General features: G+C 45.8%; 23 protein-coding genes. 8 read left to right on the top strand and 15 right to left on the bottom strand.

Annotation, left to right across the window (positions count from 1 at the left end; all coding sequences use genetic code 11):
• Positions 1-3: 3 nt before the first annotated feature.
• Genes ACX5J7_RS00640 through ACX5J7_RS00615 form a run of 6 tightly spaced genes read right to left on the bottom strand, consistent with a single transcriptional unit; the run spans position 4 to position 4,642 of the window.
• Positions 4-699 carry a DUF484 family protein gene (locus ACX5J7_RS00640; protein ID WP_012516724.1) on the bottom strand — a complete coding sequence of 232 codons (696 nt, stop codon included), beginning with the start codon at positions 697-699 and terminating at the stop codon, positions 4-6.
• Positions 696-1,526 carry a diaminopimelate epimerase gene (gene dapF / locus ACX5J7_RS00635; RefSeq protein WP_012516725.1) on the bottom strand — a complete coding sequence of 277 codons (831 nt, stop codon included), beginning with the start codon at positions 1,524-1,526 and terminating at the stop codon, positions 696-698. Before dapF ends, ACX5J7_RS00640 begins: the two co-directional genes overlap by 4 nt.
• 35 nt (positions 1,527-1,561) lie before the next feature.
• Positions 1,562-2,812: a diaminopimelate decarboxylase gene (gene lysA / locus ACX5J7_RS00630; protein WP_012516726.1), complete on the bottom strand. Its 1,251-nt coding sequence runs from the start codon at positions 2,810-2,812 to the stop codon at positions 1,562-1,564.
• Positions 2,812-3,009, bottom strand: coding sequence for an LPS translocon maturation chaperone LptM (lptM, locus tag ACX5J7_RS00625; protein WP_231125109.1), 198 nt, complete (start codon positions 3,007-3,009; stop codon positions 2,812-2,814). Before lptM ends, lysA begins: the two co-directional genes overlap by 1 nt.
• Before the next feature lie 51 nt (positions 3,010-3,060).
• Positions 3,061-4,128, bottom strand: coding sequence for an MJ1255/VC2487 family glycosyltransferase (locus ACX5J7_RS00620; protein ID WP_333971994.1), 1,068 nt, complete (start codon positions 4,126-4,128; stop codon positions 3,061-3,063).
• 1 nt (position 4,129) lies between these two features.
• A complete protein-coding gene (locus ACX5J7_RS00615; RefSeq protein ID WP_012516729.1) occupies positions 4,130-4,642 on the bottom strand; it encodes a phosphatase PAP2 family protein in 513 nt (170 codons plus the stop codon).
• Between the two features lie 353 nt (positions 4,643-4,995).
• Between ACX5J7_RS00615 and rraA the strand changes: the two genes are divergently transcribed.
• Complete coding sequence (rraA, locus tag ACX5J7_RS00610; RefSeq protein ID WP_012516730.1) at positions 4,996-5,481, top strand: ribonuclease E activity regulator RraA; 486 nt, start codon at positions 4,996-4,998, stop codon at positions 5,479-5,481.
• A 132-nt stretch (positions 5,482-5,613) separates the two neighbouring features.
• On the opposite strand, the gene ACX5J7_RS00605 is transcribed toward rraA, so the two are convergent.
• From ACX5J7_RS00605 to mpl, 3 genes are all read right to left on the bottom strand, one after another.
• Positions 5,614-6,420 carry a S1/P1 nuclease gene (locus ACX5J7_RS00605; protein ID WP_474375777.1) on the bottom strand — a complete coding sequence of 269 codons (807 nt, stop codon included), beginning with the start codon at positions 6,418-6,420 and terminating at the stop codon, positions 5,614-5,616.
• Positions 6,421-6,422: 2 nt separating this feature from the next.
• Positions 6,423-7,055: a flavin prenyltransferase UbiX gene (locus ACX5J7_RS00600; RefSeq protein WP_012516732.1), complete on the bottom strand. Its 633-nt coding sequence runs from the start codon at positions 7,053-7,055 to the stop codon at positions 6,423-6,425.
• A 73-nt stretch (positions 7,056-7,128) separates the two neighbouring features.
• Positions 7,129-8,487, bottom strand: a complete 1,359-nt coding sequence (gene mpl, locus ACX5J7_RS00595; RefSeq protein WP_474375778.1) for a UDP-N-acetylmuramate:L-alanyl-gamma-D-glutamyl-meso-diaminopimelate ligase — start codon at positions 8,485-8,487, stop codon at positions 7,129-7,131.
• Positions 8,488-8,800: 313 nt separating this feature from the next.
• Here mpl and ACX5J7_RS00590 point away from each other — a divergent pair, with 313 nt between their 5' ends.
• From ACX5J7_RS00590 to ACX5J7_RS00580, 3 genes are all read left to right on the top strand, one after another.
• Positions 8,801-9,778: a class 1 fructose-bisphosphatase gene (locus ACX5J7_RS00590; RefSeq protein ID WP_020742662.1), complete on the top strand. Its 978-nt coding sequence runs from the start codon at positions 8,801-8,803 to the stop codon at positions 9,776-9,778.
• A gap of 164 nt (positions 9,779-9,942) precedes the next feature.
• Positions 9,943-10,473: an inorganic diphosphatase gene (gene ppa, locus ACX5J7_RS00585; RefSeq protein ID WP_012516736.1), complete on the top strand. Its 531-nt coding sequence runs from the start codon at positions 9,943-9,945 to the stop codon at positions 10,471-10,473.
• A 133-nt stretch (positions 10,474-10,606) separates the two neighbouring features.
• A complete protein-coding gene (locus ACX5J7_RS00580) occupies positions 10,607-11,092 on the top strand; it encodes a DUF3299 domain-containing protein (protein WP_020745185.1) in 486 nt (161 codons plus the stop codon).
• An 18-nt stretch (positions 11,093-11,110) separates the two neighbouring features.
• On the opposite strand, the gene ACX5J7_RS00575 is transcribed toward ACX5J7_RS00580, so the two are convergent.
• Positions 11,111-11,809, bottom strand: a complete 699-nt coding sequence (locus ACX5J7_RS00575) for a 2OG-Fe(II) oxygenase (RefSeq protein ID WP_015065954.1) — start codon at positions 11,807-11,809, stop codon at positions 11,111-11,113.
• 22 nt (positions 11,810-11,831) lie between these two features.
• Entirely contained in the window at positions 11,832-12,251 is a 420-nt protein-coding gene (locus tag ACX5J7_RS00570) for an acyl-CoA thioesterase (protein ID WP_020742664.1), read from the bottom strand.
• A 184-nt stretch (positions 12,252-12,435) separates the two neighbouring features.
• On the opposite strand from ACX5J7_RS00570, the gene ACX5J7_RS00565 reads away from it, so the two are divergent.
• Positions 12,436-13,938, top strand: coding sequence for an Hsp70 family protein (locus ACX5J7_RS00565; protein ID WP_474116177.1), 1,503 nt, complete (start codon positions 12,436-12,438; stop codon positions 13,936-13,938).
• Positions 13,939-14,002: 64 nt separating this feature from the next.
• On the opposite strand, the gene ACX5J7_RS00560 is transcribed toward ACX5J7_RS00565, so the two are convergent.
• On the bottom strand, positions 14,003-14,170 hold the full coding sequence (locus ACX5J7_RS00560) for a hypothetical protein (RefSeq protein ID WP_015065957.1): 168 nt from the start codon (positions 14,168-14,170) through the stop codon (positions 14,003-14,005).
• Between the two features lie 203 nt (positions 14,171-14,373).
• The gene (gene uvrA, locus ACX5J7_RS00555) at positions 14,374-17,205 is read right to left on the bottom strand and encodes an excinuclease ABC subunit UvrA (RefSeq protein WP_474116178.1); all 2,832 of its coding nucleotides are present in this window, start codon (positions 17,203-17,205) and stop codon (positions 14,374-14,376) included.
• A 596-nt stretch (positions 17,206-17,801) separates the two neighbouring features.
• On the opposite strand from uvrA, the gene ACX5J7_RS00550 reads away from it, so the two are divergent.
• Together ACX5J7_RS00550 and ACX5J7_RS00545 are read left to right on the top strand one after the other, a co-directional pair.
• Positions 17,802-19,139, top strand: a complete 1,338-nt coding sequence (locus ACX5J7_RS00550; RefSeq protein ID WP_348681057.1) for an MFS transporter — start codon at positions 17,802-17,804, stop codon at positions 19,137-19,139.
• Between the two features lie 68 nt (positions 19,140-19,207).
• Positions 19,208-19,792, top strand: a complete 585-nt coding sequence (locus ACX5J7_RS00545; RefSeq protein ID WP_012516744.1) for an HAD family hydrolase — start codon at positions 19,208-19,210, stop codon at positions 19,790-19,792.
• A gap of 74 nt (positions 19,793-19,866) precedes the next feature.
• Here the strand turns inward: ACX5J7_RS00545 and ACX5J7_RS00540 are convergent, their stop codons facing one another.
• Complete coding sequence (locus ACX5J7_RS00540) at positions 19,867-20,481, bottom strand: hypothetical protein (protein WP_498705714.1); 615 nt, start codon at positions 20,479-20,481, stop codon at positions 19,867-19,869.
• Between the two features lie 211 nt (positions 20,482-20,692).
• Here ACX5J7_RS00540 and ACX5J7_RS00535 point away from each other — a divergent pair, with 211 nt between their 5' ends.
• Positions 20,693-21,556: an alpha/beta hydrolase family protein gene (locus tag ACX5J7_RS00535; protein ID WP_020742669.1), complete on the top strand. Its 864-nt coding sequence runs from the start codon at positions 20,693-20,695 to the stop codon at positions 21,554-21,556.
• Positions 21,557-21,987: 431 nt separating this feature from the next.
• Here ACX5J7_RS00535 and ACX5J7_RS00530 read toward each other — a convergent pair whose 3' ends face one another.
• Positions 21,988-22,989 (bottom strand): LacI family DNA-binding transcriptional regulator, encoded by a 1,002-nt coding sequence (locus ACX5J7_RS00530; RefSeq protein WP_278385435.1) that lies wholly within the window; start codon positions 22,987-22,989, stop codon positions 21,988-21,990.
• Positions 22,990-23,233: the final 244 nt, after the last annotated feature.

The raw sequence follows: 23,233 nt of genomic DNA, 5'->3' as shown, positions 1-23,233 counted from the left end.
CACTTAATATCCCATCATTTCAGGTAGTATGATATTAAGCACCTGCTGTAGTTGCTGTAGCAGCAGTGTATCCATATCAGGCGTAAAGTGGCTGGCGTCGCTACTGCTAATGCCTAAAATACCTAAATCGCGGTTATCGCCAAGTAGCATTAGCGCTACAGATTCCGCAGGACTTTCTCCGAAAAGAAGTTGACGTTCATGCTGAGATAGTCGGCCAAAGAAAAAGTTGGTGTTCTTGAAGCGCTTTTCGGTGAACAGGCGCTGCTGTAACTCAGGAATAGCATGGGGGCCTTTGAAACTTTTGATTACAGCAGATGAAAGCTGTAAACGCTCTTGCAATACATCTTCTAACGTAAACTGGACTTCTGCAACGCTTTCACAGCGTAGAAGCTGTACGTTTAGGTCGGTGTAAACGCGATAGATTTTTTCGTTTTGCTTGGCGATGGTTACCAGTTGATTGAGCTTGAAATTAAGCTGCCTTACTTTTTGTCTCAACTGGTCACTTTGAATTTCAACAAGCGAAACACTGCCTTTGTGTTCATGGGGAAGCTTAATTTTTTCGAGAAGGTCTGGGTACTGAGCAAAGAACTCGGGGTTTTCTAACAAAAACGCGTGCACATCTGTACTCGACAATGTAGAGGTGTCGTTAAATGGCTCAATAATTTGCGTGGCGTTAGATTGCCCCGATAAGTCGTTCATAGATTTATGTGTCCGTCATATACGTGTTCGGCAGGCCCTGTCATTTTTAATACATTATCTGGGCCGGGCCAGCGTATACGTAAACTGCCCCCGGGTAAGTCTACCCGCACGTCTTTACTTAATTTACCCTGTATTTGACCAATTGCAACTGCTGCGCACGCACCGCTTCCACAAGCAAGGGTTTCACCCGAACCACGCTCAAATACTCTTAGCTTAATATGCGAGTCGTTGATGATTTGCATAAAGCCTACGTTCACGCCTTCTGAAAAGCGTTCATGCTTTTCAACTAGCGGGCCAATTTCAGCGACGTTGGCGGTATCGACATCGTCAACTTCCATTACGCAATGAGGGTTGCCCATTGACGCTGCGCCAATGAATAAGGTGCTTTCGCCCACGCGTAAGATATAAGTATTTTCTTGCTTGTTGGCTTTAAGGGGAATGTTAGCCGGTTCGAACTCTGGCTTACCCATATTGACGGTAACTTGCCCGTCTTTCTCTAGGTAAAGCACCATTTTGCCTGCTTTGGTACTCACTACAATTTTGTTGCGGTTTATCAAGCCCTTTTGCTTAACAAAGCGCGCAAAGCAACGTGCCCCATTACCGCACTGCTCTACTTCAGAGCCATCGGCATTGAAAATACGATAATGAAAGTCTTGTTCAGGATCGTAAGGCGGTTCAACCATCAACAGCTGGTCGAAGCCGATACCGAAATTTCGGTCAGCCAGTTGTTGGATTTTTTCTTTAGAGAAAAATACGTTTTGAGTAACGTTATCAATTACCATGAAATCGTTACCCAAACCGTGCATTTTGGAAAATTGAACCTGCATTAAACGCGCATCTATCTTTTTAGTTTGTCTCTAGTTTACGGAAGTTTATGCTCACCTTGCCAGAGATCTTTTTGTTTTTCTCTTTCGCGAACCACAATGGCTTTGTCACCATCTACCATAATCTCCGCTGGGCGGCAGCGGCTGTTGTAGTTCGACGCCATAACAAAACCATAGGCACCGGCACTGCGAACTGCAAGTAAATCGGTGGGCTCAATGGCTAATTCACGGTCTTTGCCTATAAAGTCACCGGTTTCGCACACTGGGCCTACCACATCGTAGGTGTGTAGTTTTGCGGTGCTTTCTTCTTTTACCGGGATAATCTTTTGCCACGCTGAGTAAAGCGCTGGACGCAGCAGATCGTTCATTGCCGCATCGACAATAGCAAAGCTTTTCTCTTCGCCTTCTTTGATGAACTCGACCTCGGTGACTAAAATACCAGCGTTGGCGGCAATAGCGCGGCCCGGCTCAAGGATAAGTTTGAGGTTCTCTCTGCCGACCATTTTTTCAGCCATGGCTTGTGCATAGGCTTTAGGGTGGGGTGGCTCTTCATCGTTATAAGTCACGCCCAGGCCGCCGCCCACATCTAAATGTTCGATGATGATGTTGCGCTCGGCAAGCTCATCAATAAGCACAAGCAAACGCTCTAACGCATCTACGAAGGGACCTATTTCAGTTAACTGAGAGCCAATGTGGCAATCCATTCCCACTACATTCAAATTTGGAAGCGATGCCGCTAGTTCATAAGTCGCCAGTGCGCGCTCGCGCGCTATTCCAAATTTATTGGCCTTTAAGCCAGTTGAGATGTAAGGGTGTGTCTTAGCATCTACATCTGGGTTAATACGCAAAGAAATAGGGGCTTTTACGCCTACTTCACCGGCCACTTCATTAATGCGGTGTAATTCAGGCTCTGACTCTACGTTAAAGCACATAATGCCTTGCTCTAACGCATAGCGAATTTCGTCGTGCTTTTTGCCTACGCCAGAAAAAACCACTTTGCTAGCGTCGCCACCGGCTTCTATAACGCGGGCGAGTTCACCGGCTGAAACAATATCAAAACCTGAACCCAGCTTCGCTAATACACTTAATACGCCAATATTAGAATTAGCTTTAACGGCATAACAAACCAGGTGAGGGTGCTCACCAATGGCATCGTTAAAAGCGTGCCAATGACGTTCTAACGTGGCTCTTGAATAAATATAAACCGGCGTTCCGTGCTGAGCTGCAATATCAGAAACAGCGACCTCTTCAGCGTGAAGCTGACCTTGGCTGTAGGCGAAATAATCCACTAATTCTGCTCTCCAGAGGTAGGTGCGGGGAATGTGTTGTTTATGTCAGAAGACGAATCAGCGTCTGCGTTTTCAGAGGGCGCTGGTTCAGCAGGGGTGTTTTGCGCAGGCGCTTCAGGAATATAGAGCGCCCCTTTGTAACCACAACCACCTAATGCCGTGAGCGTTAGCAAAAAAACAACTGACTTTTTAAGCACGAAAAATCCCGCGAAGAATACGATAAATGCCGCTATCATCGCATTGCGGTGTTAAATTGCAAGAGCCAATAATCGTTCTTGTGTTTTATCACCGTATTGAACGTTTTTCCAAAGGGCATCGCATAAGCGTTGGGTGTCAGAAAAGTCTCTGCGTTTAAGCCAGTCAATGAGGATGTTCGGGTTATCTGGAAACGTAATTGCTTCGTTTGCTGGTGCTTCCAGCCACTCTTCAACAATGTCAGTATCTAACTGAAAAAGCGTTTGGCACAAGTCCAATTGGTTAAGCGTTAAAACGTTAGATAGCTGCTCAAACTGACCGTGTAATGGCTTAATTAGAAGCTTTTTGCCCAGTTGCAGCGCTTCACTTGATAGCTCAAAGCCACCGTTTGCAATGACACCACTACAATGTTGCAAGGCCTTCTGAAAATGTTTCTTCGACGTGGGGTGCCAGTGAATGTGACCTGCCTCTTTAACGTCTTCGATATTAGGATGGAAGCACTCAAACACTTGGTCGCTCAATGGCTCAAGCATTTGCTGTATATCTTCTATTTCCTCGAACGGTAAGTAGACCAGTACATGTCCGTTGCCCGAGGTTAGTGCTGGTTTTTCTGCCACAAACGGCGGAATGATAGGTTGGTTGAAGTGATACCAATGAACACCTAATTGAAGCTCCGTAGGGGCGAATACCTTCATCAACAGGGCGTCAAAAATCGTATTGCCGCTTTTGGGAACATCGTAAGCAAACGCTGCTTGGTGACTGATGGATATTGAAGGTAACCCTTGGCGCTTAGCGGCCCATGCGGTGATAGGTTCAAAATCATTAACCAGTAAATCGTATCCGCTGGTATCAAAGGCTTTAGCGTCTTTTAGAAGCTGGCTAATATTCGCTTGTTTAACTGTGGCCCATTTGTCAACGCGACCGCCTTTGGTGATAAAGCTCAGCCCGGTGAAGGTTTGATAGTCACCAAATACATCCATGTCGAAATACTTTTCTGGCGCACGGCCAGTAAAAACAAAATCTACGCTGACATCGTCGCGTTCGGCGAGGGCGGCAGCCATAATTCGCGCACGCGCAATGTGTCCATTTCCGGTGCCTTGCACACCATACAATAATTTCATACTACCCCAGAATGTAAATACTCAATGTCGCTATCGTGCAGCCAAGTAAGGTGCCGGCTATGACATCAGATGGATAGTGCACACCTAACAACACTCGTGATAAACCAATCAGCGCCGCCCAACTATATGCAAGCACAGCGAAAGGAGGGTAATAGTGCGCAATAATTGAAGCCATTAGCGTCGCTGCTGCAGTATGACCGGAAGGCAATGAAAACTTATCCGACGGTGTGACATGTGCCGTTAAATTCATTAGAAAATCGCAAGGGCGCGGGCGCTTGAACATTTTCTTAAGCAGCACATAAATAGGTAATTCAAGCGCATAAGCCATCAGCGCTGTATAAAGGAAGAGCTCTCCGTGCTCAGGCTCGAAAGCCCATAGCAGCATACCGATAACAAAATACAGATATCCATCGCCCGTTTTCGACAGCCAAATAATACTGCTGCAGTCTCTTTTCTGCGTCAGTCTATAAAGGCGATAAAATAAGTTAGTATCGTACTTGGTCAAGGATTTCATCAACATCGCCTTGTCCCCTATCGGTTAATTACTGTACAGGCTAAAGTTTATCTGTGACCAGTGGGTGACGCGAAAAAAAGAAACTTTTTTGACAGCACGCTTCTTCTCACTCTCCATTACAGCGCTTTTTAAAACTACAGATTGGTGTGGTTAAAAGCTAAGCAAAATACGTGCTCATGTGATGGCTTACAGGTCTACTTCATGAACTTTATTGATGAATGGTAAAAATTCGACGAAAGGCGTTAAATCAAACGTTTGCATCACCACATTTAATGCTATGCTAGGTCAAGAGGTGCAATTAGCGCTTTGTTTTCAACTAATTTTAGTCTTCTCAATTTTAGTAAGGCAGAACAATGGAATACAACACATCTGAATTATGCGATTTGTTTGCTGATAGCGTGGACGTGGTAGACCCGATTTTCGCGAGCTTTGGCGGCAGGTATTCCTTCGGTGGCGAAATAACCACGGTTAAGTGTTTTGAAGATAGGGGGCTTATTGATCGCGTGCTTGCTCAGCCTGGTGCTGGAAAAGTATTGCTTATCGATGGTGGTGGCTCAAGTCGTAGGGCTTTGTTTGATGCATCATCTGCTCAGGTTGCTATCGACAATGATTGGGAAGGCGTAGTTATTTACGGCAGCGTACGTGAAGTGGATAGCCTGGCAGAACTTGATATAGGCGTATTAGCGGTAGCTGCTATTCCTGTGAATGCCGAATGCGAAAGTGTTGGCGAAGTAGACCTGCCGGTGAATTTTGGTGGCGTGACATTTTTGCCTGAAGACCATCTTTATGCCGATAGCACAGGCGTTATTCTTTCTCCTGAGCCGCTAGATTTAGATTAACGCTCGCACGCGAGAAGACGCTAGCTGCTTTGAAAAACAAAGAAATAGAAACGGAGGCATCATGCCTCCGTTTCTATTTCCGCCTACCACTATTTAAGCGTGGCCTGCGCCGGTATACCTGATGTGAAACTACTAATTTGATTCGTCAAACACTTGGTTCAGATACATAGCAATGCGAATGCCCGCCATTTGTAAACGCTTTTTAGCGGTAGGCAAATGGTTGTACAAATAATCGTAGCTCATGTTATTCGCATCTTCTGGATAAATGGTATCGCGAATAGCGGTGCTTTCTTCAATCCACACCATAGGGTCGGTGGTTGCCCAACTGCGAATTTCTTTTGTGCCTATCGTTTTTGTTAGCCATTGTGTCCATTCTGAGTAAGACAAGTCGCGCTGGTCTAGCATTTGCGAATCCCAAACGCGGTGAAGATTAGAGTCTTGCCAGAAGAAACGCACTTTTACGTCGTTGCCACCACGGTCAGTGCCGTTGCCTGCGTGAAGAGGTTGATGAAGATCGCCAATAATGTGTACGATAAACTGAAGTGCTAAGCGCTTTTCTTCAACACTGGCTGCGTCGCTTTTTAGGGTTTCGGTAAATTGCTTTAAAGCGGTAACCGCATCACCTTGTTTAGGTGCACTTACTTCATTATACGTTGTGCCCTCAGGCACAGTCACATAATGCCAAGGGCTTGCCGTTTTCTGCCAGAACTCACTGGGATCTGAGCGCATTTCATCGGCGTGAGTCGACGCTTCTGCGAGTGAGCCGTAGGGCAATAGCTCCATCAACGCTGCTTGTGAAAGCGGGCTAAGATATTGCTGAGCTATTGCTCCTGTGACGCGGTGCCCCGTTTGGCCCCAGCCAAAGGCGGGTGAAGCAACGCAAAGTGTTAAAAGGGTGCTCAGCGCAACAGCGCACGTCCTGTTTGCAAACGCGAACATGGTTATACCTCTGAATGTTTAGACGATTGGTAGCCCCACCTGGCGACAAGAGATTGTTCTATGCCAAGATGGTCAAGTATACGCGCCACGACAAAGTCCACTAAGTCTTCGATAGTTTTCGGATTGTGATAGAAGCCTGGCGCGGCGGGCATAATAGTAGCACCCATTTGCGAAAGCTTGAGCATATTTTCTAAATGGATAGAAGAAAGCGGCATCTCACGTGGCACCAATATAAGTTGCCCTCGCTCTTTAAGCACTACGTCAGCCGCTCGCTCAATCAAGTTGTCGCTTGCGCCAATACTAATGGCCGATAAGGTGCCGGTTGAGCAGGGGCATACCACCATTTTCGACGGTGCGGCTGAACCTGAAGCCACAGGAGAAAACCATTCCTCTTTACCAAATACTTTGATTTGATCGGGCTTAGCATCGCAGTGTTTGCTAAAAAAAGCGGCAGCATCTTCAGGACGCGCTGGAATTTTTACGTCCTCTTCGGTAGCAAAAACAACCTTCGCGGCTGAAGAGATAAGAACAAATACTTGATAGTCAGCATTAACCAGTGACTTCAATAGCGTAAGTGCGTACGGCGCGCCAGACGCGCCCGTAATAGCAAGCGTAACTTGCTTGTCGTGTTTCATTACATTGCCTCTGTAGGCACTACGTCTGAGTATTAGCTTTTTTAGCTGTAGCTAATTTTAAGACTCGTGCTTTCTATAATTTAAATTTCGACGCTAAGGCATCTAAAATTCGGCCGTGGATCCCTTCGAAACTGCCGTTACTCATCACAAGTATGTGATCGCCTGGTTGTGCTACGTTGCAAACGCCCTGAACGATCTTCTCTACACCTTTGAAGCACTGAGTTGGCGCGTTACTGTGAGCAACCGAGTCAACTAGCGACCAGTCCATTCCCTCTGGTTCGTAAAGGTAAACCTCATCTGCTTTTTGCCACGAATTTGCTAATGTATCTTTGTGAATGCCCATTTTCATGGTGTTTGAGCGAGGCTCTAGCACCGCCAAAATTCGCGCATTACCCACTTTTTTGCGAAGACCATCTAACGTGGTGGCTATCGCTGTAGGGTGGTGAGCAAAGTCATCATAAAGCGTAATACCATTTACCTCGCCTTTTACTTCCATTCTGCGTTTAACATTTTTAAACAGAGATAGCGCGTCAATGGCATCCGTTAGGGTGACACCTGCGTGGTGCGCTGCGGCAATCGCCATCAGCCCGTTGTCTATGTTGTGTTGACCAACGAGTGACCAGTTAACAGTACCCACTATAACGTCGTTATGTAGAACGTTGAATTCACTGCCGTCTTTATTCAGCAGTTCTGCGTTCCACTCTTTACCCAAAGATTGGCGCGAGGACCAGCAGCCTCGTTTAAGCATATCTTCAATAGAAGGCGTGTTATTAGGGGTAAGTATTAGGCCGTTTTCAGGTACCATTCTCACTAAATGATGGAACTGGGTTTGAATGGCCGCAAGGTCAGCAAAGATATCGGCATGGTCGAATTCAAGGTTATTGATCACCAAAGTCTTAGGGCGATAGTGCACAAACTTAGAGCGCTTGTCGAAAAACGCACTGTCGTATTCATCGGCCTCGATAACGAAAAAGGGGCTGTCACCCACGCGTGCCGACACACCAAAATTCTCCGGAACGCCGCCAATCAAATAGCCTGGGTTAAGGCCCGCGTGTTCTAAAATCCACGCAACCATGCTGCTTGTTGTGGTTTTCCCGTGAGTACCTGATAGACCAATCACCCAGCGATCTTTAAGCAGGTTATCCAGCAGCCATTGGGGGCCGCTAGTGTAGGGCAGGTTGCGATTGAGTACATACTCAACGGCGGGGTTGCCACGGGACATGGCGTTACCAATCACCACCATATCAGGCGCTGGGTCAAACTGGCTTTTACAGTAGCCTTCGGTAAGCTCGATGCCTAATGCTTCTAACTGTGTGCTCATGGGTGGATAAACGTTTTTATCTGACCCTGTAACTTTGTGGCCTAGCGACTTAGCAATGGCGGCGATGCCACCCATAAAACTTCCACAAATGCCTAAAATGTGTACATGCATAGCGCATTCTCTATGAATTATCATGTTGTTGGCGATACTGTATCAGAACCTCATGGCGTATAGATAATTCAATTTTCTTCACCGAGTTAATGCGTTAACCCTTTATACAACACAGCGCTAAAAAAATTTCACAACTTTCAAACTGGTATGGTGTGTGTATGACATTTTACTGGTGTGTTCCACTTAACCAAGAACACGGTTACAATCTAACCACAGGTGACTTCCACCTGTGTGCTTTCAGTTAAAAGCCAGTAAGGAAAGCTGAGCAACTGTAAGTACAACACCCTACACACGAAAAAAAGGCTTACACTTAATGAAACGTTTAAATTCCCAATTGCAACAAGACGGTGCACCGCTTGAGTTAATTTTACTCATTCGTACACTGCTAGCGGGCTGTAAAGAAATTTCTTTCCGCGTGAGTCAAGGCGCACTTGCTGGCGTGCTCGGTTCAACCCTTTCAGAAAACGTACAGGGCGAAACACAGAAAAAGCTCGACGTTATCTCTAACCACATACTAAAAGACACGCTTAGGGAATCTGGCTACGTTAAAGCCATTTCGTCTGAAGAAGAAGATGATGTTGTGCCTTGTGATCCTGAAGGTAAGTATTTAGTTAGCTTCGACCCGCTTGATGGCTCGTCAAATACCGAAATTAATAGCCTTATCGGTACCATATTTTCTATTACCCATGCGCCGCAGTGGATGAAACCAGACGACCCGTCGGCATTTCTACAGCCTGGTACGCAAATGGTTGCGGCAGGTTACGTGCTTTATGGCCCATCAACCATGCTTGCATTGACCACAGGTCGCGGCACGCATATTTATACCCTTGATAAAACCCACGGTGGTTTCCTGCTTACTCACCCAAATATTCAGGTGCCAGAACAAACCTCTGAGTTCTCGATTAACGCCTCAAACCAGCGTCATTGGGAGCCAGCAATGCAGGCGTATATTGCTGACCTTTTAGCGGGTAAAGACGGCCCTCGTGGTAAAAACTTCAACATGCGCTGGGTTGCGGCCATGGTAGGCGATATTCACCGCTTGCTATGTCGTGGCGGCATCTTTATGTATCCGTTTGATCACAGAGACCCGTCAAAACCAGGTAAGTTACGTTTGCTGTATGAAGCCAACCCAATGGCGTTTTTGATGGAACAAGCCGGGGGTAAAGCGGAAACCGGCACCGGGCGAATTCTAGAAGTAATGCCTGAAGAAATTCACCAGCGTGTACCTTGCATCATCGGCTCTAAAGAAGAAGTTGATATGTGCTTAAGCTACAACGACAACGCGAAGTAATGGAAAAAATGGCCCTGATGGGCCATTTGGTTTTTAAAAAGCAGCAAAATTTAACTAAAAATAAAGAGATTAGTACGACATGGGTCGTAAAGCGTTTTTATTTTGCCGCTGTCACCGTATACTTACGACCAAAATTTTTAATCTATCATTGAAAGGAACTAAGAATGAGCTTGAGTGCAATTTCTGCTGGTAAAAACGTACCAGACGAAGTAAATGTGATCATCGAAATTCCAGCGCACGCTGACCCGGTGAAGTACGAAGTAGATAAAGACTCAGGTGCACTATTTGTTGACCGCTTTATGGCAACTTGCATGCACTATCCAACAAACTACGGTTATGTAAACAACACATTGTCTGAAGACGGTGACCCAGTTGACGTTCTAGTGATGACACCATTCCCACTACTTGCGGGTTCTGTTATCAAATGTCGTCCAGTTGGCGTACTAAACATGACTGACGAGTCTGGTAAAGATGCAAAAGTACTAGCGGTTCCTGTAGACAAGCTTTCTACTATTTACCGTGACGTTAAAGAAATTGCAGACGTACCTCCGCTTCTTCTTAAGCAAATTGAGCATTTCTTCGAGCATTATAAAGATCTTGAAGAAGGCAAATGGGTGAAGATTGACGGTTGGGCCGACGCTGCAGCTGCAAAAGAAGAAATTACCGCAAGCATCGCGCGTTTCGAAGCAGAATAATTCACGCTGCTTTAAATTGATGATACAAAGGGCTGGTGTAATACCAGCCCTTTTTGTATGTGGTCTAAAAATGAAGATTGATAAAACTAGGCATCACAACAGAAAGCTAAACCGATACCTGAAAGAGACCAGTATGTACCACCTGAAACAAACCGTGACCTCATTATTTGCCGTACTTATGATGGTTGTAACATTCAGCACTTTGGCAGAAGAAGCACCTATTGAAGTGTACTGGGAAGACCTAGTGCCAGAGGGATTTAATGAACTTGCGCCGCCTTCTGTTCAGCACAATGGTGAAATGAGCCAGCTTCAGCCTGACGCGCCGGTTGTCGACACCTTTGACGGTAAACGGGTGAAAATTCCGGGCTTTGTTGTGCCGCTAGAAGGTACCGCTGAACTAACCACCGAGTTTTTACTTGTTCCGTATTTTGGCGCCTGTATTCACGTACCACCACCACCTTCTAATCAAATAGTGTTCGTAAAATTTGACGAAGGTGTGCGCATAGATAACATCTACGACGCGATATGGGTAACCGGCGAACTGTCGACTGACGGTTGGAAAGGCGATATTGCGTCTGTTGGTTACCGATTAAAAGGCGAGGCAGTAGAAGGGTTTTAAAAAGGCTAGCGATAAAGGCTAGCCCTGCGTATAAATCTGCTCAGCGCGGTTAAACAGAAGCCACGACGTTAGAATGTACTTGTCGTTACTTTTTGGAATTTGGCCGCGGTGTGTGTGAGTAAAATAGGCAGGCGCAATCACCATTCTGCCTGCTTTAGGTTTAACCGCACGGTTTTGATAATAAAATTCCGTCTCACCGCCTTCTTCCACATCGTTTAAGTAGTACATAAACAGCAACACGCGGTGCAGCGCATCGTTATGTTGAAGCTGCGGGTACACTTCTGAATGCCAATACGGATAGCCGCCATTGCCGGCGGTGTAGCGCTGCGCATTCACATCGCCAACCCGAAACAGGTAATTCACCAAATTGGCCAAATTGGGTTTACCCACTTCATCAAAGTTTTCACCTGTTACTTTTACCGGTTCGCCGGTTTTAGGGTGGCGTACGGTTAAGCCAATAGGCCCAACAAGCGCAAAATAGTACTTTTCAATGTAGGAGACCAACTGCTGCCCGGTATGCTGCATCACTTGCTGGAATAAATCTTTAAACTCGGGGTTGCGGCTTATCGACACATCCATGCTGCGCTTTTTATCTAAATCGACGCCACCACCGGTACGCCCTTGGCTCAAATTAGGGCTACTTTCAAAGCGCTCCATCAACTGTGTACACAGCTGCGGCGGCAATACGTCATCAATAACTTCAATTAAATCGCTCATAGATACCTCGTATTGCGCCTGATTACTGACCTGATAATTCCTTAAAATGTGACTGTAGTTCTGACTTCACATCATCTGGGATAGGCGCAGAGCGCTGTGTTTTGTAGTCAAAATGTACCATGGTTGTTACGCCTGTTGAGCAAAGCTTGTCGTCTTGCCATAACTCTTGAAACACGTCGAACGCACTGTTGCCTAGCCGGCTAATGTAGGTTTTAACCGTCACAGGTTTGCCGTAAAAAATTTGAGCTAAAAAATCGACCTTGTAACTGGCTAATATTAACGGCCAGTTTTGTAAGTCTAGCTCAGGCGTAAACATTCTGAAAATAGGCTCACGGGCTGCTTCGAACCACGCGACTAATGCAGTGTTACTAACATGCTGTAGGGCATCGGTTTCACAAAAACGTACATCAAACGACGTAACTAATGGTGCTGTATTGCTCATAAATATTCGTAGGCATTGTTATTAGTTTGGTTTCCACTCTAGCATTATGGGCTGTGCTTTTCAGCTATCACCTGTAACCGATTGTGTTTGGCAATAAATCGTTGTGTTTTGATTACCTTACAGGGGTGTGCCGCTTCTTTCTTTTGCATTACAATCCGCTTCTAACTTTTTGAGCGAACATACTATGACTGCGATTGGGATTGACTACGGTACATCAAATTCTGAGGTTGTGTATTTTGATGGAGCGGCCCATCAGCACATCAAACTTGACCCGTTAGATAAGAAGGGAAATAAAATCCGTTCTTCGGTGTTCATTTATTTTGAGGATGAACTGCCGCCGCCACCTGATGCCATGGTAGAAGCGAAAGTCGCACAATTGCAGCGCGTGATAAGCGACCAAATAGACAAAGCGAAAGACGGGTACTATTCGGCAAAAGACCCTAAAGAGCAGGGTATGTACAGTAACCGTATCGACTCGCTGCGTGGTGATTTGCATAACAAGCCAGCCCTACAGCGCAAGGCTATTCAGCAATTAATGCACGCAATGTCGTTAGATGAAATTCCACTATTGCGATTAGTAGAGCACGGCAAGTTCGCTTTTGGTGAAGAAGGATTTAGGCGCTTTCTCAAAATGCCGGACAAAGGCCGACTAATTTATTCACCTAAGAACTTTCTAGGCGCCTCGCTAGACGGCGACCAAAGACAAGCGTTCATCGGTATTATTGCCAAGCAGCTTGCGTACTTTAAACAGTGCGCAGAGCAGCAGCTAGGCAAGGTCGTTAATAATGCGGTTATTGGGCGCCCGGTTAAGTTTCACGGTACGCGTGGAGAAGAGGGGAACGCCCAGGCCATTCAAATCATGACCGAAGCGGCGACGAAAGCCGGGTTTACAGGGGTTAATTTCCTAGATGAACCTATAGCAGCGGCGTATAAAATCGAGCAAACCCTACCAAAAGATACCACCACGCTGATTGTAGATATTGGTGGGGGTACCACGGATATTTGCTGTATTAAGCTTTCTCCCGAGCGTTCCAACCAGCTTGATCGCAAAGACGATGTTCTGTCGGTAACAGGCAGACGTTTAGGCGGCATGGATTGCGATAAAAGCTTGGTACTTAAAGGTATTGCGCCTGAAATGGGTATGGGCCTTAAAATGATGAACGGGCTTCCTGTTCCACCTACCTATTTCTCTGATATGTGCGCCGTTGATAACATTCCAGCGCTCACCCGCTTTTTCTCTGACGATTACGGGCTAGATATCTCTCAAACCATGTCTGTAATTAAAGAGCCTGCTCAGCTAGAACGCCTGCTTATCGTGCAAGAAAACAAGCTGTCTGCCCGCGTGGTCAACTCGGCTCGATTAGCCAAGGAACTACTCTCAACCAAGCAGAACATAACATTGCCACTGCACTATATTGAAGATGACTTCGACGTAGAGATTTCACAAGATTCACTACAAAAAGCACTAAAGCCTTGGCTTGATAAAGTGAAAGCGCTAGTCGTGGAGTGCTTGGAAAACAGCAGCGAAAAACCAGAAGTGGTGATGATCACAGGCGGCATGAGTTTATCGCCAATCGTAGTGGATGCACTGTATGAAAAACTGCTTACAGGCTTATCTCGGTTAGAGAACGACGCATTTAACTCGGTGTGCGAAGGGTTAGCGATTCAAGCTGCTAAGCACGCTTAATATCGTTTGCTAATAAACACTAAGCCTTAGCGTAGTATCGCCTACTACGCTAAGGCTTTTTTGATCAGTGCTTAAGAATATTATGCTCTTTAAGATAAATCGCAATCGCTTCAGGCGACTCGAAGGCATTTAACAGCATTTCTTGTGCGCGCGCTTTTACGTCATTGTCTTCAGACGACGAAAGTAGGTGATACCAAGTTTTCACTAAGGCTAGTGGCGGCGTTTGAGTCATTGGGTTTCGCTCCAGCAATTCTTACTGCAAAATTCACATAAATCATCGTAACGTATGATTTGCCAAAACAAGCTCTGACCAGCATGAAAAAACGTGTAAATAAACGTCAACGCGCACTTTTTACAAGCAGCTGTGTAAATTACACAACTGCTAGCAAAAAGAAACAGTGCGTTTAACGCCTAGGAATTTACATCCAAACCGGCTCAAGTTTGTGTGAGCATGGGCTTAAGGAATCGTCCAGTATGTGAAACTTCTTGTTCTGCCACATGCTCAGGTGTTCCTTCTGCAATAATCTGGCCACCTCCGGATCCACCCTCCGGTCCAAGGTCGACAATCCAGTCTGCGGTTTTAATCACATCTAGGTTATGCTCAATAACCACAACGGTATTACCGTGATCGCGAAGTCTGTGAAGTACGGCCAATAACTGTTTAATATCGTGGAAGTGCAAACCCGTGGTTGGCTCATCCAAGATGTAAAGTGTCTGCCCAGTGTCTCTTTTTGACAACTCTTTCGCCAATTTCACTCGCTGCGCTTCACCACCAGATAACGTGGTAGCCGCTTGACCAAGTCGAATATAAGACAAACCCACATCCATAAGCGTTTGCAATTTGCGCGAAATAGATGGAATTGCATCGAAGAACTCGCGCGCATCTTCCACGGTCATTTCCAGCACTTCATGAATATTCTTGTCTTTGTACTTTATCTCTAGGGTTTCGCGGTTATAGCGCTTTCCTTGGCACACATCGCAAGGCACGTACACGTCTGGTAAAAAGTGCATTTCCACTTTAATCACACCATCACCCTGACACGCTTCACAGCGCCCGCCTTTAACGTTGAAGCTAAAGCGGCCCGGCTTGTAACCGCGGGAGCGAGACTCCTGCGTGCCAGCAAACATTTCACGAATAGGCGTGAAAATACCCGCATAGGTGGCTGGATTTGAACGTGGCGTTCTGCCGATAGGGCTCTGGTCGATGTCTACGACTTTGTCGAGCAGCTCTAGGCCCGTCATCGATTTATGCGGCGCAGGCTCCGACGTGGTTGCTTTGTTTAATTCACGCTGGGCAATCTTGTAAAAGGTGTCGTTTATTAGCGTCGATTTACCCGAGCCTGAAACGCCTGTTACACACGTCATTACGCCCGTGGGAATGCGTAAATCTACCGATTGCAAGTTATTACCTGTTGCGCCTGTAAGTTCCAACCATTTGTCGTCTTTTACAGGTGTACGCGAAGCCGGAATATCAATTTTCTCTCTACCCGACAGATACTTTCCGGTAAGTGAGTCTTCACTGTTTTTGATGTCTTCCAGTGACCCTTCGGCAATAATTTCACCACCGTGTACACCGGCACCTGGGCCAATATCTACAATATAGTCGGCTTCACGGATAGCGTCTTCGTCGTGCTCAACAACGAGTACGGTGTTACCGAGGTCGCGTAAGTGAGTAAGCGTATTGAGCAGGCGCTCATTGTCTCGCTGGTGCAGACCAATTGAAGGCTCATCCAGCACATACATAACGCCCACTAGACCAGCGCCAATCTGGCTTGCCAATCGAATACGCTGGGCTTCACCACCTGATAGGGTATCGGCGCTTCGCGACATAGACAGATAGTTAAGGCCTACGTTTACCAAAAAGCGCAAACGGTCCATGATTTCTTTTAAAATCTTTTCGGCTATTTGCGCGCGCTGACCTTCTAACTGTAACGTTTCGAAAAAGCCATACGCATCGGCAATAGACATATTTGCAATAGCAGGCAAGTTAGTGTCTTGAATAAACACATTTCGGGCTTCCACGCGAAGCCGTGTGCCGTTGCAGCTACTGCAATGCTGCTGACTTAAGTATTTGGCTAACTCTTCGCGTACCGAGTTTGACTCAGTTTCGCGATAGCGGCGCTCCATATTGGGAATGATGCCCTCAAATGGATGTTTGCGCTCCATTACATCGCCCCGCTCGCTTATGTATTTAAACGATAACGACTTACCTTTCGAACCATAAAGCACGATATCTTGGTGCTTTTTATCTAGCTCTTCAAACGGAGCGGTAAGGCTAAAATCGTAGTGATCAGCGACCGCCTGAAGCATTTGGAAGTAATAATAACTGCGCTTATCCCAGCCGCGTATTGCCCCGCCAGAGAGGCTTAATTCGGTATTGCCAACCACGCGTGCAGGGTCGAAAAATTGTCTCGTACCTAAACCGTCACATGTTGGACACGCGCCCGCTGGGTTGTTAAACGAGAACAGTCGAGGCTCAAGCTCGCTAATGCTGTAGCCGCAGTGCGGACATGCAAAGTTAGCTGAAAAGACAATTTCTTCAGCGTCTTTGTCGTCCATATCTGCTACGACAGCGTTTCCTCCAGCAAGACTAAGTGCCGTTTCAAATGACTCAGATAACCGAAGCGCCATGTCGTCGCGCACCTTGAAACGATCTACCACCACTTCGATGGTGTGCTTCTTGTGCAGGTCTAGCGGCGGCGGATCCGATAGGTCACATACCTCTCCATCAATGCGCGCACGAATAAAGCCCTGTGCTGAGAGGTTTTGCAAAGCTTTTACGTGTTCACCTTTACGCTCTTTAACGATAGGCGCTAATAGCATTAGCTTACTGCCTTCTGGCATCGCCAACACTTTATCCACCATTTGACTGACGGTCTGGGCGTCTAGCGGTACATCGTGATCAGGGCAGCGAGGCGTACCTACACGGGCAAACATCAGTCGCAAGTAATCGTAAACTTCGGTGATGGTACCTACGGTAGAGCGAGGGTTGTGTGACGTTGATTTTTGCTCAATGGATATTGCAGGCGATAAACCCTCAATATGATCAACATCGGGTTTTTCCATCATGGAAAGGAACTGACGGGCATAGGCAGACAAAGACTCAACGTAACGTCGTTGGCCTTCTGCGTATAGCGTGTCAAATGCTAGAGACGATTTACCCGAGCCAGAAAGGCCGGTTATCACCACCAGTTTGTCTCGTGGCAGTGTTAAATCGATGTTTTTCAAGTTGTGGGTGCGAGCACCGCGAATTTCGATTTTATCCATTGAAGCCTAAATGAGAGAAAAAGAATCAGTATGCCATAGGTGTCAACTAAAGTGATATGACATTCAAGTTATACTGTGAGTAGAGGGAGCAGATCACCTTACCGGTGTTTACTCGCCTTGTAGTTGTTCAATGTGGTGGTTTATTCCTCACTTTTAAACCCCACACTATGCAAATGATTAACGCCAGCGTTGATTGCATTAATCGAATTTAAGGTAAGTGGGCGTAAGTGATACCAGTCCGCATAGATAATTACACACTCAGCGAGACTTAAAATGTTCGTAATCGCGGCGTGTTACCGCAGGTATAGTGGTTCTACATCAAGGTGACACAACAAAGAGTACGGACATTTTAAACTCGCCCTTCGGGAAGGTCTGGCAAGCTTCCTAGCTTCATTCTGGGAATTTAAAAGGGAACAGCCATTCCTGCATTCCCACGCTTCGCTAGGAAACTTGCCAGCACCTTCTGAGTGGGCAATTATCTATGCGGACTGGTATTATGCTACACTTCGCGACTTTATTCTTCTTGCAGCAGAAACCGGTGTTCTCTGCGCGCTTTTTTGTTTTTTTGATTTTACTTATTGAGGGACACAGACGCTTTGAACGCTTTGGAATTACGCGCCGCGCTTGCACTTGCCTCCGTTTACGTTTTACGCATGATGGGGTTGTTCATGGTTATGCCAGTTTTGGCGGTTGCTGCTATGGACTACCCTGACTATTCTCCGCTATTGGTGGGGCTTGCCGTGGGGGGATATGGTCTAACGCAGGCCGCGCTTCAAATTCCCATGGGCATGATGTCTGATAAATGGGGGCGCAAACCTGTCATTTTGTTAGGGCTTGCCGTATTTGCATTGGGAAGCTTTGTGGCCGCGAATGCCGACAGTATGGTCATGATGATTGTAGGGCGTATTCTTCAAGGTGCGGGAGCCATTGCAGGTGCAATAATGGCACTTGCTACCGACGTAAGCCGCGAAAGTCAGCGGGCTAAAGTATTAGCTATCATAGGAATCGCCATTGGCTTTTCGTTCTATTTGGCCGTTATTTTAGGGCCACTTATTGCCAACAGCTATGGCCTTGCAGGCGTTTTCGGCATTACTGGCATCTTGGCCATTCTATGCATGCCGCTGGTTAAATGGGTTGTCCCAAACGGTGTACAGCTGAGCAGTGGCGATACACTTCCTCAAAAAGATCAGCTAAAACGTTTAGTATTTTCATCTCAGTTATGGCGTTTAAATATCAGCGTGATGATTTTACACATGATGATAACGCTGCTTTTCGTGCAGCTTCCGGTCACGCTGCTAAATTTCGATATGGCGTTGGACAGCCATTGGATCGTTTATTTACCTGTACTAGGCGCATCCATTGTTGGCCTTATTATAATGATGGGGATGGCAAGGGGGCGAACGCCTAAATCGCTGCTTGTCACAGGTGTAGTGTTAATGGGTGGCGCATTTTTAGCGCTTAGCTTGGAAGACCACAGCTGGTGGTGGGTGACGGCAGCGGTCGTGCTGTTCTTTACTGGCTTTAATTACTTAGAAGCGAATTTTCCTGCGTTGGTGTCGAGCATTGCGCCGGCTGGGCAAAAAGGAACGGCCATGGGGCTTTACGCCAGTTTCCAGTTTTTTGGTGCATTTTTGGGAGGCGTAATATCTGGTTTGGTTACTGATATTTGGTCTCAAGACATCGCCTACGGTATTGGCGCTGCCAGCACATTGCTTTGGCTCTTCATCATTTTTGGGGTGAAAGAAGCGAGCCGTGTTAAGCGTGTGATGATGAACGGTGAGTTTGATAATTCAAATATCTCCAGCATCGAAGCAGAACTAATGCGAGTACCAGGTGTACTAGAAGTGACATTAAACAGTCAAAATAACGCGGTATACCTTAAGGTTGACCGCGACTTTGACGCGGTCAAAGCGCGAGATGTGTTGTCAGCGTAAAAAGGGCAGTGCATTAAAAACCAAAACAGGTTAGCACCACAAGATTTGTTAAAAAGGAAGGGAGCACCATGATTGACCTAAGTAGTTACAAAGCCATCATTTTTGACATGGACGGCACCTTGGTCGATTCAATGGGCGCACATATTGATGCGTGGCAGCTTACGTGTGACGCGTTCGACTACCCCTTCGACCGAGACTATCAATATAGTTTAGGTGGCGTTCCTACCTTTGAAACCGTACACCTCATGAATGCCAAGTATGGCAAAAGCCATGATCCTGCAAAGGTTGCTCTATATAAAAAACAGGCCTTTGAAGGGCTAGACCATGTTCCCAGACTTATTCAAGATACCCTGGACGTGTTTAATCACTATAAGGGAAGCGTACCCATTGCTGTGGGGACAGGCTCAGATAGGCAGCACGCGCAAATGGTGTTAAATGAGCATGGCTTACTCGCCCAGTTATCGGCGTTGGTAACCGCAGATGATGTAAGCAAAGGCAAACCACATCCTGAAACCTTTTTACGTGCTGCGGAATTAATGGGCGTTGCACCACAGCATTGTGTGGTGTTTGAAGATACCGACATGGGCCGAAAAGCGGCCGTTGACGGTGGCATGGCGTGCTTTATGGTCGATAATACGCGGCTTATCTACTGAATCTTAGCCCGATTGAAAGTTCGAGCTTAGCGCTTACGCTCACTCAATCGCGTTCACTCTATAATTTCTTAAGCTTATACCGCCTCCAGTTCGCTTAGCGCATTTTTGCAATTGTGTAACAGTGACGACTTTATACGTTTGGTGGCATCATCAATGGCGGTTTTCATGGCATCGATAGCAATCTGATTGCTCTCTTTTTCACTGACACTGGCGTTTACATTCACGCTTTGCCCTTTGAAGGTGGTGGCCGGTGAATACTCATCTGCATAGTCAGGCTTGTACTTAACCTTAAGCACCACAGTGGCAACCATATTACTTCCTAAGCTTTTTATAAACGCGCGGTTTAGTACTACTTTAACGCTATTGGCTGCTTCAATATCTGGGCTAACATTCATCGCTTCTAAGCTTTGCTGTAACAGTGAATAGAGCGTGTCTTCTATTCCATTACTGCTTCCAACGAGCAAGTCTTTACTCGACCGTATGTCGATTAATTCTGCCAAGTTAATTGGACAAGCTTTCGCTTTAGACATGGTTAGCTGATAGTCTTTTCTCTGCGACGCAGGAATTAATGATGAATCAAGCTCGGGTGGCGTAGACTCGCAGGCAATAAGCAAGGGTAGGGCACAGCAGGCAACAATAAGTCGAGTTGGTGATGTAGCGTAAGACATGGAAAATGTTCTACTTTTCATTAAATTATTTTTGTTTTATGCAGATAAATTATGCAAGTAATATTGTCTTTAGTATAAGAAAGTTTGTATCGCTAAGAAACAGAACAACTGTTGCAAACTGTTACAGCTTGTTTAGCATAGGTGAGGGACTGTTGATCAGCGACACAACCATTACACCTATATAACCTGAAAATAAATTTCGCTATAACCAATCAACACGGACAGTTCTTTAATGATGAGCTTAAAAAACGCGGTAATCAGTGTAGTTGCAAGTGTTTCACTTATTGGGTGTGCAATTAACGTGTCCCCTTCGGCCTTCTTTCATCAAGACTCTCAACAACAGCCCATTGATACCACTAAGCTACATGCTGCCATTCAAAACGATAAAACTGCTGCGGGTATTACCCGTATTGAAGTAAAAAACAAAGAGGGCCTTACCCTTCGAGGTGTTGCGGTTTCTTATCCCAACCCTATCGTTAATATTGTGTTTTTTGCCGACAATCGCATGCCGATAAGTGAAAATAATAGCGTTATACATAGGCTAGGGAAGCTACCCGCAAATATTTTGTGGTTAGACTATCAGGGGGTGGGCGCTAGCGATAAAGCAGAAGACTTAAGCATTAACGCTATTAAACAAGATGCGTTAACCCAGTTTGACTATGTAAAAAGTGCATTCGACGCGTCTATTCCTACAATTGTTCACGGTCGAGGCATTGGCAGTTATTTCGCAAGCTATGTGGCCGCTAATCGGCGTATCGACGCACTAGTATTAGATGGCGCGTTTAATAATATTTCAGACTTAATTGCCAACATGATACCAGGGTTTTCTAACTCGTTTACTAATATGAAGCTTCACGACGAAGTGCATAGCATGCAAATTGCGCCAATTCTGCGCCATTATGATGGCCCGCTTTGGTTGCTAGTAGGTGAATACGATAAGATAACGCCTTATCCCATCAGCCAGCAGTTGCTAAAAGATGCATCAAGCAGCGAAAAATATATTTCAGTTATTCCTAGCGCTACCCACAATGCAACGTTAAAAAGCGACTATTCCATTGAACAGTACCGCCAGTTTTTAGCTAGATTTACACAATAAAGAGTTCCTTACTCGTTGTGGATAACTCGTGGAAAACCTTGTTGGTAAGTCTGTTAATAGCCATATAGAACAACTGATCACGATCTTAAAGGCACTTTCTGGTCGGATCACGAAAAATCAGTTAAATCAAGCGCTGTAGAGCCATTGATGCTGATCTTAATATTATTTGATCGTAAAGCCATACAGGATCAGGCAATTTTCCCCATTGGGGATAAAAGTCTGGAGCAAAACGATCAAGCAGTGATTTTTGTCAATACTTTACTGTCATAAAATTTTCAGAATACGCTTGAGCAGTATTACAACGAATTGCGATTAATCAGCCACCAAACCACGTAGAATTAGCTAAAAAAATACCCGCCGTCGGCGGGTATTAATAATTGCTATATAGCCATCGATAGGATGTGGTTTAAAAAACTGTACCAGAACGTGTATTAAATTCGAATGATGGAGTCGCGTTTGACTACCGTTGGGGTATATTTAAATGTTAGGCCGTCTTCTGGCTTACTGCCCGATGCATATTTCAATGCGAGTTCAGCCGCTTTGGCTGCCATCATTTCCACAGGGTATCGAAGCGTGGTTAATTTAGGTCGGCAGTATTTAGCGAGCAATACGTCATCGTAACCCATTACCGACACTTGGTCGGGCACACAAATGCCATGATCTTGCAGCATTGTCATCGCCCCTGAAGCCATTGCATCGTTGTATGCTAACACGGCAGTAAATTGGGCGCCTGTGGCAAGCAAATTCTGCATCGCTAATTCACCGCCCTCCTGATCGGGGGTGGCATACTCAATCATACTCTCAGGCAAACTTAACTTTGCGTTGTCGACAGCGTTTCTAATACCTTCTAAACGGTGGTTAGGGTCGTCGATACGATATTGGCTACTAATTACTGCTAAATGCTTATGACCCTGACTAATGGCATATTCGGCCATAAGGCGGCCGCCTGTCACGTTATCTAGCCACACGCACCTATTTGCAATTTCAGGAATGTATCTATTTATCAGCACAAAGCCAGGGACTTGTTTAGCAAAGCCGATAAGCGTTTCATCATCTAGCGCTTTACTGTGAACAACCATGGCTTCTACGCGGTGTTCTAACAAGGTTTCAATAGCGCGAAGTTCGGTTTCTTTTTCTATGGAGCCCGCGCTCAACAATATTTGAACGTTGTTCTTTCGCGTTATCGACTCAACGCCGTGGGCGAGCATGGCAAAAAACGGATCGTGAAGTTCAGCGATGACCACACCTAGCGACGCACTGCGTTTTGTTACAAGCGCACGCGCATTAGCGTTGGGACGATATCCCATTTCTTGCATGATTTTTTTAACGCGCTTGCGTGTGTCATTGCCCACTTTCGGGCCATTATTAATAACCCTTGATACGGTAGCCAATGAGACACCAGCGGCTTGGGCTATATCTTTTATTGTTGCCATTTTCTTTTCAAACTTCGTTTTTATTGCATGGGGGCGATTAGGCCTAATAGACATAGCGTACAATATATTTACAAAAAAAGATAAACATCTCACTTAAGCAAATTTATAAATAATCGACGTTATTTGCGTTTGAAAGGGGCGAATTTATTTAATTTAAAGTGGTCCCACCTTTTATATTTATTCAGCTATACGCTATAAAATAGAACGGAAAACGTATAACCTCTCTGCGCTTTATTATTCAAAT

This window comes from Alteromonas infernus (genome assembly GCF_902705815.1).
The sequence above is the reverse complement of the archived record's forward strand: the minus strand, read 5'-3'. Positions and strand labels throughout refer to the sequence as shown.

Coding starts and splice junctions, on each gene's coding strand:
- ACX5J7_RS00640 (WP_012516724.1), bottom strand. CDS start 699: ATGAACGACTTATCGGGGCAATCTAACGCCACGCAAATTATTGAGCCA.
- dapF (WP_012516725.1), bottom strand. CDS start 1,526: ATGCAGGTTCAATTTTCCAAAATGCACGGTTTGGGTAACGATTTCATG.
- ACX5J7_RS00620 (WP_333971994.1), bottom strand. CDS start 4,128: ATGAAATTATTGTATGGTGTGCAAGGCACCGGAAATGGACACATTGCG.
- ACX5J7_RS00615 (WP_012516729.1), bottom strand. CDS start 4,642: ATGAAATCCTTGACCAAGTACGATACTAACTTATTTTATCGCCTTTAT.
- rraA (WP_012516730.1), top strand. CDS start 4,996: ATGGAATACAACACATCTGAATTATGCGATTTGTTTGCTGATAGCGTG.
- ACX5J7_RS00605 (WP_474375777.1), bottom strand. CDS start 6,420: ATGTTCGCGTTTGCAAACAGGACGTGCGCTGTTGCGCTGAGCACCCTT.
- ACX5J7_RS00600 (WP_012516732.1), bottom strand. CDS start 7,055: ATGAAACACGACAAGCAAGTTACGCTTGCTATTACGGGCGCGTCTGGC.
- mpl (WP_474375778.1), bottom strand. CDS start 8,487: ATGCATGTACACATTTTAGGCATTTGTGGAAGTTTTATGGGTGGCATC.
- ACX5J7_RS00590 (WP_020742662.1), top strand. CDS start 8,801: ATGAAACGTTTAAATTCCCAATTGCAACAAGACGGTGCACCGCTTGAG.
- ppa (WP_012516736.1), top strand. CDS start 9,943: ATGAGCTTGAGTGCAATTTCTGCTGGTAAAAACGTACCAGACGAAGTA.
- ACX5J7_RS00580 (WP_020745185.1), top strand. CDS start 10,607: ATGTACCACCTGAAACAAACCGTGACCTCATTATTTGCCGTACTTATG.
- ACX5J7_RS00575 (WP_015065954.1), bottom strand. CDS start 11,809: ATGAGCGATTTAATTGAAGTTATTGATGACGTATTGCCGCCGCAGCTG.
- ACX5J7_RS00570 (WP_020742664.1), bottom strand. CDS start 12,251: ATGAGCAATACAGCACCATTAGTTACGTCGTTTGATGTACGTTTTTGT.
- ACX5J7_RS00565 (WP_474116177.1), top strand. CDS start 12,436: ATGACTGCGATTGGGATTGACTACGGTACATCAAATTCTGAGGTTGTG.
- ACX5J7_RS00560 (WP_015065957.1), bottom strand. CDS start 14,170: ATGACTCAAACGCCGCCACTAGCCTTAGTGAAAACTTGGTATCACCTA.
- uvrA (WP_474116178.1), bottom strand. CDS start 17,205: ATGGATAAAATCGAAATTCGCGGTGCTCGCACCCACAACTTGAAAAAC.
- ACX5J7_RS00545 (WP_012516744.1), top strand. CDS start 19,208: ATGATTGACCTAAGTAGTTACAAAGCCATCATTTTTGACATGGACGGC.
- ACX5J7_RS00540 (WP_498705714.1), bottom strand. CDS start 20,481: ATGAAAAGTAGAACATTTTCCATGTCTTACGCTACATCACCAACTCGA.
- ACX5J7_RS00535 (WP_020742669.1), top strand. CDS start 20,693: ATGATGAGCTTAAAAAACGCGGTAATCAGTGTAGTTGCAAGTGTTTCA.
- ACX5J7_RS00530 (WP_278385435.1), bottom strand. CDS start 22,989: ATGGCAACAATAAAAGATATAGCCCAAGCCGCTGGTGTCTCATTGGCT.